This window comes from Streptomyces sp. NPDC043726, assembly GCF_056436565.1.
On the sequence record NZ_JBWKCI010000003.1, the window covers coordinates 23144 to 36038 of the forward strand.

At 69.8% G+C, this 12895-nt stretch carries 10 protein-coding genes; 5 read left to right on the top strand and 5 right to left on the bottom strand.

From position 1 onward, the window contains the following. The first annotated feature begins 71 nt into the window (after window positions 1-71). Both cseB and cseC read left to right on the top strand, forming a co-directional pair. A complete protein-coding gene (gene cseB, locus AC068Z_RS09070; protein WP_478553827.1) occupies window positions 72-776 on the top strand; it encodes a two-component system response regulator CseB in 705 nt (234 codons plus the stop codon). 11 nt (window positions 777-787) lie between these two features. Continuing rightward, on the top strand, window positions 788-2125 hold the full coding sequence (cseC, locus tag AC068Z_RS09075; protein WP_478553829.1) for a two-component system sensor histidine kinase CseC: 1338 nt from the start codon (window positions 788-790) through the stop codon (window positions 2123-2125). 18 nt (window positions 2126-2143) lie between these two features. On the opposite strand, the gene AC068Z_RS09080 is transcribed toward cseC, so the two are convergent. From AC068Z_RS09080 to AC068Z_RS09090, 3 genes are all read right to left on the bottom strand, one after another. Then, window positions 2144-2575 (bottom strand): VOC family protein, encoded by a 432-nt coding sequence (locus AC068Z_RS09080; protein WP_478553830.1) that lies wholly within the window; start codon window positions 2573-2575, stop codon window positions 2144-2146. After that, window positions 2572-3054, bottom strand: a complete 483-nt coding sequence (locus tag AC068Z_RS09085) for a helix-turn-helix transcriptional regulator (RefSeq protein ID WP_478553832.1) — start codon at window positions 3052-3054, stop codon at window positions 2572-2574. Before AC068Z_RS09085 ends, AC068Z_RS09080 begins: the two co-directional genes overlap by 4 nt. Window positions 3055-3136: 82 nt before the next feature. Next, window positions 3137-4708: an MDR family MFS transporter gene (locus AC068Z_RS09090; RefSeq protein ID WP_478553834.1), complete on the bottom strand. Its 1572-nt coding sequence runs from the start codon at window positions 4706-4708 to the stop codon at window positions 3137-3139. Window positions 4709-4836: 128 nt separating this feature from the next. On the opposite strand from AC068Z_RS09090, the gene AC068Z_RS09095 reads away from it, so the two are divergent. Next, entirely contained in the window at window positions 4837-5430 is a 594-nt protein-coding gene (locus tag AC068Z_RS09095) for a TetR/AcrR family transcriptional regulator (RefSeq protein WP_478553835.1), read from the top strand. Here the strand turns inward: AC068Z_RS09095 and AC068Z_RS09100 are convergent. Further along, the gene (locus tag AC068Z_RS09100) at window positions 5427-6041 is read right to left on the bottom strand and encodes a M23 family metallopeptidase (protein WP_478553837.1); all 615 of its coding nucleotides are present in this window, start codon (window positions 6039-6041) and stop codon (window positions 5427-5429) included. The genes AC068Z_RS09095 and AC068Z_RS09100 overlap by 4 nt on opposite strands. Before the next feature lie 380 nt (window positions 6042-6421). Between AC068Z_RS09100 and AC068Z_RS09105 the strand changes: the two genes are divergently transcribed. Beyond that, window positions 6422-9529, top strand: coding sequence for an NACHT domain-containing protein (locus AC068Z_RS09105; RefSeq protein WP_478553839.1), 3108 nt, complete (start codon window positions 6422-6424; stop codon window positions 9527-9529). Between the two features lie 112 nt (window positions 9530-9641). Then, on the top strand, window positions 9642-10274 hold the full coding sequence (locus tag AC068Z_RS09110; protein ID WP_478553840.1) for an HAD family acid phosphatase: 633 nt from the start codon (window positions 9642-9644) through the stop codon (window positions 10272-10274). Between the two features lie 61 nt (window positions 10275-10335). Here AC068Z_RS09110 and AC068Z_RS09115 read toward each other — a convergent pair whose 3' ends face one another. Then, complete coding sequence (locus tag AC068Z_RS09115) at window positions 10336-12861, bottom strand: ATP-dependent Clp protease ATP-binding subunit (protein ID WP_478553841.1); 2526 nt, start codon at window positions 12859-12861, stop codon at window positions 10336-10338. Window positions 12862-12895: the final 34 nt, after the last annotated feature.

A 12895-nucleotide genomic window follows, 5' to 3' on the forward strand; every position in this document is an offset into this window, starting at 1 on the left:
ACGACTCTCTCGCACCACTCTCTTGAACGACAACACCACACGCCCCCCACACGAGGACTGAGAGCACCGGGATGGCAGACCAGACCCACGTTCTGTTCGTCGAGGACGACGACGTCATCCGCGAGGCCACCCAGCTCGCCCTGGAGCGGGACGGTTTCGCGGTCACCGCCATGCCCGACGGACTGTCCGGTCTGGAGGCGTTCCGCGCCGACCGGCCCGACATCGCGCTGCTGGACGTCATGGTCCCGGGTCTCGACGGCGTCAGCCTGTGCCGCCGTATCCGCGACGAGTCGACCGTGCCGGTGATCATGCTGTCGGCGCGCGCCGACTCCATCGACGTGGTGCTGGGCCTGGAGGCGGGCGCCGACGACTACGTGACCAAGCCGTTCGACGGCGCGGTGCTGGTCGCCCGGATCCGGGCGGTGCTGCGGCGCTTCGGACACGCGAGCGGCGGAGTCCAGGCCGAGGAGCCGGGGGCGACGGCGGCCGGCGGGGTGCTGACCTTCGGCGAACTGGAGATCGACACCGAGGGCATGGAGGTGCGCCGGGCCGGCCGGCCGGTGGCGCTCACGCCCACCGAGATGCGGCTGCTGCTGGAGTTCTCCTCAGCGCCGGGCACCGTGCTCTCCCGCGACAAGCTGCTGGAGCGGGTGTGGGACTACGGCTGGGGCGGGGACACCCGGGTCGTCGACGTCCATGTGCAGCGGCTGCGCACCAAGATCGGCCAGGACCGGATCGAGACGGTCCGCGGCTTCGGCTACAAGCTCAAGGCCTGAACGGGGCGGGCATGCGGGGGATCACCTGGCGCCGCGCGGACATCCGCGCGGCCGACATTCGTACCGGGCTGAAGTGGAAGCTCAGCGCGGCCATCGCGCTGGTCGGCGCGCTGGTGGCGGTCGCGCTCAGCCTGGTCGTGCACAACGCGGCGCGGGTCTCGATGCTGGACAACGCCCGCGATCTCGCCGACGAGCGGATCAAGATAGCGCAGCGCAACTACGAGCTGTCCGCGCGGCCGAACTTCCCCAACGTCAAGGTCGACGACCCCGACCTGCCGGCACCCCTGCGGGAGAAGGTGCGGGAGGGGCGGCGGGCGACGTACGTCACCGACTCACCCGGCGGCGGGCCCGACATATGGGCGGCCGTACCGGTGCAGGACGGGCATGTGCTGTCGCTGCACACCGGGTTCACCGACCGCAGCACCGACATCCTCAAGGACCTCGACCAGGCCCTGGTGATCGGTTCCATCGCGGTCGTCCTCGGCGGCAGCGCGATCGGCGTGCTGATCGGCGGTCAGATGTCGCGCCGGCTGCGCAAGGCGGCGGTCGCGGCGGGGCAAGTCGCCAAGGGCGAGCCGGACGTACGGGTGCGGGAGGCGATCGGCGGAGTCGTCCGGGACGAGACCGACGACCTGGCGCGGGCCGTGGACGCCATGGCGGACGCGCTCCAGCAGCGGCTGGAGGCCGAGCGCCGGGTCACCGCCGACATCGCGCACGAGCTGCGCACTCCGGTCACCGGTCTGCTGACCGCGGCCGAGCTGCTGCCGCCGGGGCGGCCGACCGAACTGGTCCTGGACCGGGCGAAGGCGATGCGCACGCTGGTGGAGGACGTCCTGGAGGTGGCCAGGCTCGACAGCGCCTCGGAGCGGGCCGAGCTGCAGGACATCATGCTGGGCGAGTTCATCACCCGGCGGGTGGCGGCGAAGGACCCGGACGTCGAGGTACGGGTGGTGCACGAGTCGGAGGTCACCACCGACCCCCGGCGCCTGGAGCGGGTGCTGTTCAATCTGCTGGCCAACGCCTCCCGGCACGGCAAGCCGCCGATCGAGGTCACCGTCGAGGGCCGGGTCATCCGGGTCCGTGACCACGGCCCCGGTTTCCCCGAGGCGCTCCTCGCGGAGGGCCCGAGCCGCTTCCGCACCGGCAGCAGCGACCGCGCGGGGCGCGGGCACGGCCTGGGGCTGACCATCGCGGCAGGTCAGGCGCGGGTGCTGGGCGCCCGCCTGACCTTCCGCAACATCCGCCCGGCGGGCGCGCCGGAGGGCGTCCCGGCGGAGGGGGCGGTGGCGGTGCTGTGGCTGCCGGAGCACGCGCCGACGAACACCGGCAGCTACCCGATGCTGCCGTAGGAGTCCGGGCCCCTTGGGCTAGAACTCCTTGCCCATGTCCAGCTCCTCGCTCCGCTCCGTCAGCGAGTACCAGTTGCCGTTGTCGTCGCGGAAGATCGCCTCGATGCCGTACGGCCGTTCCTGCGGCTCCTGGATGAACTCGACCCCGCGTGCGGTGAAGGTCGCCCAGTCCGCTCGGCAGTCGTCCGTGCGGAAGGCGCCCGCGCCGATGACGCCCTTGCCGACCAGCGTCTTGAGCGCCTGCGAGGACTCGGGGTCGAGACCGGGTCCGTCCAGGCTCATCAGCGCCAGCTCCACGTCCGGCTGGTCCTTGGCGCCGACGGTCACCCAGCGCATGTCGCCCATCGCGACCTCGCTGCGCACCTCGAAGTCGAGCTTCTCCGTGAAGAAGGCCTTCGTGCGCTGCTGGTCGAAGGTCCACACGGTGGTGATGCCCAGGCCCTTGATCATGGTTCCGCTCTCCTGTCCTGCGGGCTGCTTTCCCGGTCACCGTAGGCAGGGGCGGACCCGGGGCGCTTCTCCGATGTTGCGGAGCTCGTCCGGGGGAAACCGCCGGCCCAGAGCATGGCGTAGCAGCCGGGTATGAGCGAGGCACCGGCGCGGACGTACCTGCTGCGGTACTCGCTCGGGGAGAGCCCGGTCCGCGTCTTGAAGCGGGCCGAGAAGGTGCCGAGGCTGCTGAAGCCGACCAGATGGCAGATCTCCGTGACGGTCAGGTCGGCGCCCCGGAGCATCTCCTTCGCCCGCTCGATCCGGCGGTGCGTCAGGTACTGGCCGGGGGTCTCGCCGTACGACGCCTTGAAGGCCCGTACGAAATGGAAGCGGGAGTACCCGGCGTGCGCGGCCACGGTGTCGAGGTCGAGACCGGGGTCCGCCCAGTCCCGGTCCATCGCGTCCTTGGCCAGCCGCAGCTGCCGGGTCCTGTCCATACGGCCGATGGTGGCACGCGCCACTGACATCGACGCGCACCACCTGCGAGGGCCCGCTGCACAAGGCCGCCGTCGAACCGGATCAGACGGTCTCCGCCACCGGCGCCTTCGGCGCTCCGGCCCCGTCCTCGGGCTTCGGTCCCGCCCCCTTCAGCGGGACCTCCTTCACGAACACCGCCGCGACCAGTGCGATCACCGTCACCGCGGCGCCCAGCAGGAAGGCGGAGTGGGTGCCCGCGGACACCGCGTGCTGGTAGGCCTCGCGAACCGCCTCCGGCAGCTTCGCCAGGCTCGCCGCGTCCAGCTGCGCGGACTGCTCGGTCATCCTGGAGCCGAGCTCCCCGCCCCGCTCGGCCATGACGTCCTGGACCCGGCTGTTGAACAGCGCGCCCATGATCGCGACACCGAAGGAGGAGCCGAGGGTGCGGAAGAGGGTGGTGGAGGAGGACGCGACGCCCATGTCCTTCATCTCCACGCTGTTCTGCGCGACCAGCATGGTGATCTGCATCAGACAGCCCATGCCGAGTCCGACCACGGCCATGTACACGCCGGAGGTCAGCCGCGAGGTCCCGGTGTCCATCGTGGACAGCAGGTACAGGCCGATCACCATGAGGACGCTGCCGGCCACCGGGAAGACGTAGTAGCGGCCGGAGTTGGTGGTCACCCGGCCCGCGACCATCGAGGTCACCAGCATCGCGCCGAGCATCGGCAGGAGCAGCAGCCCGGAGTTGGTGGCGGACGCGCCCTGCACGGACTGCTGGTACAGCGGCAGGAAGAGCGTGGCGCCGAACATCACGAAGCCGACCATGAAGCCGATGACCGACATCAGGGTGAAGTTGCGGCTGCGGAAGATGTGCAGCGGCAGCACCGGCTCGGCGGCCTTGGTCTGCCAGAACACGAACCCGACCAGCGCGGCGACGCCGATGCCGATCAGCTCCATGATCCGCGCGGAGGTCCAGGCGTACTCCGTGCCGCCCCAGGTGGTGACCAGCACGATCGCGGTGATGCCGACGGTCAGCAGCCCGGCGCCGAGGTAGTCGATACGGGCCTCGGACCGCTTCTTCGGCAGGTGCAGCACGGCGCTGATCGCGGCGAGGGCGACGATGCCGAGCGGCAGGTTGATGTAGAAGGCCCAGCGCCAGCCCCAGTGGTCGGTGATGGTGCCGCCGACCAGCGGACCGCCGATCATCGCGAGCGCCATGACGCCGGCCATCATGCCCTGGTACTTGCCGCGCTCCCGGGGCGGGATGAGGTCGCCGATGATCGCCATCACACCGACCATGAGTCCGCCGGCGCCGAGTCCCTGCACCGCGCGGAAGCCGATGAGCTGGCCCATGTCCTGGGCCATGCCGCTGAGCGCGGAGCCGAGCAGGAAGAGCACGATCGAGGACATGAAGACGCCCTTGCGGCCGTACATGTCGCCGAGCTTGCCCCACAGCGGGGTGGAGGCGGCGGTGGCGAGGGTGTAGGCGGTGACCACCCAGGAGAGGTGTTCGAGGCCGCCCAGCTCACCCACGATCGTCGGCATCGCCGTACCGATGATCATGTTGTCGAGCATCGCCAGCATCATCGTGATCATGAGCGCGAGGAGCACGACCCGAACACTCTTGGGCTGTTTCTCCGGTACCGCGTCCAAGGCCTGCGTCTGCGCCATGACTCCCACTCCCCCAGCTACTTACTTGCCGACCGGCTAGTTGTCTACACTGCAGGAAAGTAGAGGCGTAACTAGCCGGGCGTCAAGTAAGTTTTTGGAAAGCGCGAGGGACCACGAGGATGGGCGGCATGGACGGCACCAGGCAGCGGCGCCGCGGGGACACCCGCCAGCGCATCCAGGACGTGGCGCTCGAACTCTTCGCCGAGCAGGGCTACGAGAAGACCTCGCTGCGCGAGATCGCCGAGCGCCTCGAGGTCACCAAGGCGGCGCTCTACTACCACTTCAAGACCAAGGAAGAGATCATCGTCAGCCTCTTCGAGGATCTGACGAAGCCGATCGAGGACCTGGTCGCCTGGGGGCGGGAGCAGCCCCACACCCTGGAGACGAAGCAGGAGATCGTACGGCGCTACGCCGCGGCCCTCGCGGAGGCGGAACCGCTGTTCCGCTTCATGCAGGAGAACCAGGCGACGGTACGGGACCTCAGCATCGGCATGATGTTCAAAAACCGCATGATGGGCATGCGGGAGATCGTCATCGACCCCGGCGCGGACATGGTCGACCAGGTCCGCTGCATCAGCGCGCTGTTCACCATGCACGCCGGGATGTTCGTGCTGAAGGAACTCGAAGGCGACCCCGAGGAGAAGCGCGCAGCTGTCCTGGAGGTCGCCATCGATCTGATCACTCAGGCGCACGGCGGCGCCCGGAAGTCACAGGAGCCTTAGATCGACAGGCCCTTGCCGCGCAGGAAGGACACCGGGTCGATCGCCGTGCCGTAGTTGGCGGTCGTGCGGATCTCGAAGTGCAGGTGCGGGCCGCTGGAGTTGCCGGTGTTGCCGGACAGGGCGATCTTCTGGTTGGTCTTGACGATCTGACCGACCTTCACCTGGATCTTCGACAGGTGGGCGTACTGGGAGTACGTGCCGTTGCCGTGCTTGATCACGACGGCGTTGCCGTAGGCGGGGCCGTCACCGGCGCCGTTGGAGCCGGCCTTGACGACCGTGCCGCCGTGGGCGGCGTAGACCTGGGTGCCGCTGGCGACGGCGAAGTCCTGGCCGCTGTGGGTGGACTGCCACATGGCGCCGTTCGCGGCGAAGCTCGCGGACTTCGTGTACTTCTTCACCGGCTTGACCCAGGAGACGGCCTTGGCCTTCTTCGCGGCCTTGGCGGCCGTGGCGGTCTTGGCGGTGGCGACGGACTTCGCGGCGGCGGGCTCCGCGGCCGAGGCGACTCCGGCCCCCAGCACGACCGTCGCCCCCAGGGCGGCGGCCACTGCGGCGACGCGGGTGCGGAGCAGGGACGTACGGGAAGAACGGACGGAGACGCGCTGGGACATCAGAACCTCGGGGTGTCGGGGACAAGAGAACCACCCGGCGCTCAGGCGGCTGCCGGGCGGTGCCAGTCCTTGGTACCCCCACCGCCCATCAGCTCTCAAACGTGTGATCTACGACCGAAACTAGTACTTAATCCCAAAACCGCAGCCTCCTTGACAGAGCCCCCATCTGGGACGAATACGCCCATCCTGGCGGAGTCGACACCGGAGGACTGGACCAAAAGTCCGTTTTGCCCTGAAGGGCGTTTCAACTATTCCTCCTAGTACGTGACGCACGTCCTGTGCGCCATGTCACCGGTGCCCAAGATCCAGGGACGCCTGAATGTGACCGGCGCTACGCTGACCTGCGTTCATGTGACGACGGGGGAGGAGTGGGCGCCGACATGGAACCCGCGGTCATGGGTGTCCGGCTGGCCTCCTCGCTGGTCGTCCCGCTGGTCAGGAAGCTCTTCGTCACCGAGTCCGCCGGAGCCGCCCTGGTCGACCGGCCGGTCCGGATCTCCGGGTTCGTCTCTTTCAAGGGCGAGAAGCGTGCCCTGGACCGCTCCGACCTGCACAAACTCTCCGCCGAGCTGGTCCGTCAGGCCCTCGGGGGCGGCGAACGGCCCCTCCCCGCCGACGAGGAGCCGGCCGTCGTGCACGCCCTCGCCGACACCCTGTACGCCCTGGGCGACCTCACCATGACCGACGTACAGGCGGTGGACCTCGGGCACGGGTCCCTGGCCGCGAGCCTGCGGAAGGCGGCGGGCCACCCGGACCGGGAGCTGTCCTACGACGCCGGACAGTTCTACGAGCGGCTGCTGGCCACGGCCTGTCTGCACATCGTCCACTTCTTCACCCAGCGCTCCGCCTTCGTCGCCCGCACCCTCGTCGAACAGTCCCGCCGCCAGCGCGAGCTCATCGCCAAGGTCGACGAGCTGATCGCCCGCACCCCGCCCACCGGAGGCACCGACACGGTCTTCGAGCGGCGCTATCTGCGGTACGTCACCACCAGGCACGGCAAGCTCACGATCTACGGCATCGACCTGGCCGACTCCCCCGACCGCTGGCCCCTGGACGCCGCCTATCTCAGCCTCCAGGCCCTCGGCCCGGCCGAGGACGACCGCGCCACCGGCCCCGGCGGGCCGCGCTTCGCCTCCGCCGCCGACGCGCTCCCCGCCGAGCAGGCCATCGCCGAGCACGACCGGGTGCTGCTGCGCGGGGTCGCCGGGTCCGGCAAGACCACGCTCGTGCAGTGGCTGGCGGTCACCGCGGCCCGCGGCGAGCGCGGCGACCGGATCCCCTTCGTGCTGCCGCTGCGCACCCTGGTCCGGCACGGCCTGCCGGCCCCGGACGCCTTCCTGTCCGCCGCCCACGTCCCCTTCCACGCCGGCCAGCCGGACGGCTGGACCGACCGGGTGCTGACCGCCGGACGCGGGCTGCTGCTGGTCGACGGCATCGACGAGATCCCCGAGCGGGAGCGGGAGCGCACCCGGCGCTGGCTGCGCGAGCTGCTCGACGTCTACCCCGGCAACCAGTGGCTGGTCACCTCCCGCCCCTCCGCCGTACGCGAGGACTGGCTCGCCGCCGACGGCTTCACGGAGCTGGCCCTCACCCCGATGAGCCAGGACGACGTGGCCGCGTTCATCGAGCGCTGGCACACCGCGGCCGGGACCGACGCGCCCGACCCGGAGCGCCTGGACGGCTACCGGCGCTCCCTGCTGGACGCCGTGCGCACCAAGCCGGACCTCGGGCGGCTCGCCACCAACCCCCTGATGTGCGGCCTGCTGTGCGCCCTGCACCGGGACCGGCGCGGCTATCTCCCGCACGGGCGCAAGGAGTTGTACGACGCGGCCCTGTCGATGCTGCTCGCGCGGCGGGACGAGGAACGGGACATCCATGTCCCCGGGGGCGTGTTCCTCACGGAGCCGCCGCAGATCCAGCTCCTGCAGCGGCTGGCGTACTGGCTGATCCGCAACAACCAGTCCGAGCTGGACCGCGACCGCGCCGAGCGGATCATCGCCGACGTGCTGCCGTCGCTGCCGGTCGCGGCGGACCAGGGCGACGCCGCACAGATCCTGCGGTATCTGCTGGTCCGCAGCGGTCTGCTGCGCGAACCGGCCGCGGGGACCGTGGAGTTCGCGCACCGCACCTTCCAGGACTACCTGGGCGCCAAGGCCGCCGTGGAGGACGGCGACTTCGGACTGCTGGTGCGCGGGGCGGCGGACGAGCAGTGGGCGGACGTGGTCCGGCTGGCGGTGGCGCACGCGCGGCCGCGGGAACGGGCGGAGCTGCTACGGGACCTGAGCGCGGCGGCGGAGCGGGCCGAGGGCGCGGTCAGTGCGCGCATACGGCTGCTCGCGCTGGCCTCGCTGGAGCACGCCACGGAGCTGGATCCCCGGGTCCGGGAGGAGGTCGAGCGGAACGCGGCCTCGCTCATCCCGCCCCGGACCACGGAGGAGGCCCGCGCCCTGGCCTCGGTCGGCCCGCTCGCCCTGGAGCTGCTGCCCGGCCCCGAGGGGCTCAGCGAGGAGCAGGCGCGGGCGGTCGTGGTCACCGCCTCGCTCATCGGGACGGAGGCGGCGCTGCCGGTGCTGGCCCGGTTCCGGAACCATCCGGGGCTGGACGTGCGCGCCCAGCTCTCCTGGACCTGGTCCCGGTTCGCGACCCGGCGCTACGGCGAGGAGATCGTCGCCCATCTGCCCGAGGAGGGGCTGTTCTTCAGCGCCCGCTCGGCCGACGAGCTGCGCTTTCTGCGCGGGCTCGGCGGCAGGCGTTCCGTGCAGCTGTCCGGCGCGGTCGCACCGGAGGTGATCGGCGCCGGCCTCAACCCCGCCACGACGACCGAGCTGGTCCTGCGCGACAACCACGAACTGCGGGATCTGAGCTGTCTGTCGGAGCTGCGGCTGCTGAGCTATCTGGATGTGAACAGGTGCCCGCGGCTGGAGAGCCTGGCCGCGGTGGCGCCCCTTCCGCTGATCTGGCTCTCCCTGGACCTGCTGCCCGCCGGCCTCGACCTCTCCGCCCTCTCCGGCTCACCGACCCTTGACCAGCTCGACCTCGGGATCCCGCTGAACGGCGACTCCCTCGACGAGGCCCTGCCCCGGGACCTGAGCCTGCGTTATCTGCGCTTCACCAAGCACGCGCTGGAGCGGACCGGCCTGCGCGGACTGCACCGCTTCCCCTCGCTGAAGCGGCTGAGCCTCGCCAGGCTGACCACCGCGCTGTCGCCCGCCGACCGCGAAGAGGTCGCCCGGCTCCCGGAGTTGCGGCATCTGCACATCGACTGGCGGCACAACGGCGGCTGGCCGGGCCCGCCCCTGCCCGGGGTCACCCATCTGCGGCTCAACAACGTCCAGGGCACCGAGGACTTCACGGCCGTCCCCGCCCTGTTCCCCGGCCTGCGCTCGGTCACCGTCGTGCACGCCCCGGACGTCACCGAGATCCCCGAGGACGTCCTCGCCGGCCTCCCGGCGAACCGCGCCTTCGAAAGAATCCGCCGCGTCGTGTGACGCACACCTCTGGCCACCTACCGTTCAGTAACCCTACGGTTTCCCTCGCGCCACCCAGCTCGACGAACATGCACACGACACGCTGGCCGTTCGCGAAGGGACCCCCACACACATGACCACCCGACGCCCCTGGGCGCTCCGCATGGGCACGACCGCCGCCGCAGCCGCCGCTCTCGTCGCCGTCACCGGCCCCGCCCAGGCCGCGCCGACCACCGCCGTGACGACGATCGCGACCGCCGCCGCCACGGCGGACGTCGACTACGACACCTGGCAGAAGGACTGCCGACTCGTCATGGACCAGGCGCTGCCCCAGCTGAAGCAGCGGATCGCGAACACCAAGCCGGGCGAGAAGCAGGCGATCGTGTTCGACATCGACAACACCACGCTGGAGACCGACTTCGGCTTCAGCTACCCCCAGCCGGCGAACCAGCCGGTCCGGGAGGTCGCCCAGTACGCCCAGGAGCACGGCGTCGCCCTGTTCTTCGTGACGGCCCGCCCGGGCATCATCTACTCGGTCACGGACTACAACCTCAAGTACCGCGGCTACAAGGTCGCCGGGCTCTACGTCCGCGGCTTCTTCGACCTGTTCAAGAACGTCGGCGACTACAAGACGGCCCAGCGCGTCGACATCGAGAACAAGGGCTACACGATCATCGCGAACATCGGCAACAGCGCGACCGACCTGTCGGGCGGCCACGCGGAGAAGACGTACAAGCTGCCGGACTACGACGGCCAGCTGTCGTAGATCCGCGCAGGGCATGCGAAAGGGGCCGGTGCTGAGAGCACCGGCCCCTTTCCGCCGAGGCTTACGCCTCCTTGCTCAGGTTCGGTCCGGCACCGCCGGCCGCCTGCTCGATCGGCGGGACGTCGGGCAGCGCCGACTTCTCCTCGCCGCGGAAGGTGAAGGTGGCGGAGTCACCCTCGCCCTCGGTGTCCACGACCACGATGTGACCGGGACGCAGCTCGCCGAAGAGGATCTTCTCCGAGAGCGAGTCCTCGATCTCGCGCTGGATGGTGCGACGCAGCGGACGCGCACCCAGCACCGGGTCGTAACCCTTCTTGGACAGCAGCTCCTTGGCGGACTGGGAGAGCTCGATGCCCATGTCCCGGTCCTTCAGGCGCTCGTCCACCTTGCCGATCATCAGGTCGACGATCGCGAGGATGTCGTCCTGGGTCAGCTGCGGGAAGACGACCACGTCGTCGACGCGGTTGAGGAACTCGGGCCGGAAGTGCTGCTTGAGCTCGTCCGAGACCTTGTTCTTCATGCGCTCGTAGTTGGACTTCGTGTCGCCCTGGGCCGCGAAGCCCAGGTTGAAGCCCTTGGAGATGTCCCGGGTGCCGAGGTTGGTCGTCATGATGATGACCGTGTTCTTGAAGTCCACGACCCGGCCCTGGGAGTCGGTCAGCCGACCGTCCTCCAGGATCTGCAGCAGCGAGTTGAAGATGTCCGGGTGGGCCTTCTCGACCTCGTCGAAGAGGACCACGGAGAACGGCTTGCGGCGGACCTTCTCGGTCAGCTGGCCGCCCTCCTCGTAGCCCACGTAGCCGGGGGGCGAACCGAAGAGCCGGGAGACCGTGTGTTTCTCGCTGAACTCCGACATGTCGAGGGAGATCAGCGCGTCCTCGTCGCCGAAGAGGAACTCGGCGAGCGCCTTGGACAGCTCGGTCTTACCGACACCGGACGGACCGGCGAAGATGAACGAACCACCGGGACGCTTGGGGTCCTTCAGACCGGCGCGCGTACGGCGGATCGCCTTCGAGAGCGCCTTGACGGCGTCCTTCTGGCCGATGACCCGCTTGTGGAGCTCGTCCTCCATGCGCAGCAGGCGCGAGGACTCCTCCTCGGTCAGCTTGAAGACCGGGATGCCGGTGGCGGTCGCGAGGACCTCGGCGATCAGCTCGCCGTCGACCTCCGCGACGACGTCCATGTCGCCGGCCTTCCACTCCTTCTCCCGCTTGGCCTTGGCGGCCAGGAGCTGCTTCTCCTTGTCGCGCAGGGAGGCGGCCTTCTCGAAGTCCTGCGAGTCGATCGCGGACTCCTTGTCCCGGCGGACACCGGCGATCTTCTCGTCGAACTCGCGCAGGTCCGGCGGCGCGGTCATCCGGCGGATGCGCATCCGGGAACCGGCCTCGTCGATCAGGTCGATCGCCTTGTCCGGCAGGAAGCGGTCCGAGATGTACCGGTCGGCCAGGGTGGCGGCCTGGACCAGCGCCTCGTCGGTGATGGAGACGCGGTGGTGCGCCTCGTACCGGTCGCGCAGACCCTTGAGGATCTCGATCGTGTGCGGCAGGGACGGCTCGGCGACCTGGATGGGCTGGAAGCGGCGCTCGAGGGCCGCGTCCTTCTCGAGGTGCTTGCGGTACTCGTCCAGGGTGGTGGCACCGATGGTCTGCAGCTCACCGCGGGCCAGCATCGGCTTCAGGATGGAGGCCGCGTCGATGGCGCCCTCGGCGGCACCCGCACCGACCAGCGTGTGGAGCTCGTCGATGAACAGGATGATGTCGCCGCGGGTGCGGATCTCCTTGAGCACCTTCTTCAGGCGCTCCTCGAAGTCACCGCGGTAGCGGGAGCCGGCGACCAGGGCGCCGAGGTCGAGGGTGTAGAGGTGCTTGTCCTTGAGGGTCTCGGGCACCTCGCCCTTGACGATGGCCTGGGCGAGGCCCTCGACGACGGCGGTCTTGCCGACGCCGGGCTCACCGATCAGGACCGGGTTGTTCTTGGTACGGCGGGACAGCACCTGCATGACCCGCTCGATCTCCTTCTCGCGCCCGATGACCGGGTCGAGCTTGGACTCACGAGCGGCCTGGGTGAGGTTCCGGCCGAACTGGTCGAGGACCAGGGACGTCGAGGGGGTGCCCTCGGCAGGCCCGCCGGCGGTGGCGGTCTCCTTGCCCTGGTAACCGGAGAGCAGCTGGATCACCTGCTGCCGCACCCGGTTCAGATCTGCGCCCAGCTTGACCAGGACCTGGGCGGCGACCCCCTCGCCCTCACGGATCAGGCCGAGCAGGATGTGCTCCGTGCCGATGTAGTTGTGGCCCAGCTGAAGGGCCTCGCGGAGCGACAGCTCCAGGACCTTCTTGGCACGGGGGGTGAAGGGAATGTGCCCGGACGGGGCCTGCTGGCCCTGCCCGATGATCTCCTCCACCTGCTGGCGGACCGCCTCGAGCGAAATCCCGAGGCTCTCAAGGGCCTTGGCGGCGACACCCTCACCCTCGTGGATCAGGCCCAGGAGGATGTGCTCGGTGCCGATGTAGTTGTGGTTGAGCATCCGGGCTTCTTCCTGAGCCAGGACGACAACCCGCCGCGCGCGGTCGGTGAACCTCTCGAACATCGTTAATCGCTCCTCAGAGCGGTCAGGCAGTGGG

What these genes read in the sequence shown, in the direction of transcription:
- AC068Z_RS09090 (WP_478553834.1), bottom strand. Translation starts at nt 4,708, where the DNA reads ATGGCGCAGACGCAGGCCTTGGACGCGGTACCGGAGAAACAGCCCAAG.
- AC068Z_RS09105 (WP_478553839.1), top strand. Translation starts at nt 6,422, where the DNA reads ATGGAACCCGCGGTCATGGGTGTCCGGCTGGCCTCCTCGCTGGTCGTC.
- cseC (WP_478553829.1), top strand. Translation starts at nt 788, where the DNA reads ATGCGGGGGATCACCTGGCGCCGCGCGGACATCCGCGCGGCCGACATT.
- AC068Z_RS09100 (WP_478553837.1), bottom strand. Translation starts at nt 6,041, where the DNA reads ATGTCCCAGCGCGTCTCCGTCCGTTCTTCCCGTACGTCCCTGCTCCGC.
- AC068Z_RS09110 (WP_478553840.1), top strand. Translation starts at nt 9,642, where the DNA reads ATGACCACCCGACGCCCCTGGGCGCTCCGCATGGGCACGACCGCCGCC.
- AC068Z_RS09095 (WP_478553835.1), top strand. Translation starts at nt 4,837, where the DNA reads ATGGACGGCACCAGGCAGCGGCGCCGCGGGGACACCCGCCAGCGCATC.
- cseB (WP_478553827.1), top strand. Translation starts at nt 72, where the DNA reads ATGGCAGACCAGACCCACGTTCTGTTCGTCGAGGACGACGACGTCATC.
- AC068Z_RS09115 (WP_478553841.1), bottom strand. Translation starts at nt 12,861, where the DNA reads ATGTTCGAGAGGTTCACCGACCGCGCGCGGCGGGTTGTCGTCCTGGCT.
- AC068Z_RS09080 (WP_478553830.1), bottom strand. Translation starts at nt 2,575, where the DNA reads ATGATCAAGGGCCTGGGCATCACCACCGTGTGGACCTTCGACCAGCAG.
- AC068Z_RS09085 (WP_478553832.1), bottom strand. Translation starts at nt 3,054, where the DNA reads ATGGACAGGACCCGGCAGCTGCGGCTGGCCAAGGACGCGATGGACCGG.